Raw genomic sequence first — 281 nt, forward strand, 5'->3', positions numbered from 1 at the left:
AGGGCACGCCGGCGCCCATGGTCGCGAGCGTGTTGTCGAGCAGCAGCGTATTGGGGTGATTGGTCCGATACTTCTGGGCGAACGGGATCTTGTATAAGCCATTGTCGAGCGCCACGATGTCTTTTTCCCCCATGACCTTGCGCACGGCGTGCACCAGCCCATCCAGCGTGACCAGTCCAATTTCTTCATCGGCGCCGTCACAAATAAGGGCGAGGATCCCCTCGCGCAGCGGCAGTAGCGCGCCGGCATTTAGCAGCTTGCCCTCGAGGCGATCCGCCAGC

The 281-nt window shown here is 61.9% G+C and carries 1 pseudogene; it reads right to left on the reverse strand.

The features are described 5' to 3' along the window. Window positions 1-281 (reverse strand): annotated as a pseudogene (locus tag BN1800_RS39960) (thiamine pyrophosphate-dependent enzyme); the annotation flags it as partial.

This window comes from Rhizobium sullae, from assembly GCF_900169785.1.
GTDB classification, from domain to species: domain Bacteria; phylum Pseudomonadota; class Alphaproteobacteria; order Rhizobiales; family Rhizobiaceae; genus Rhizobium; species Rhizobium sullae.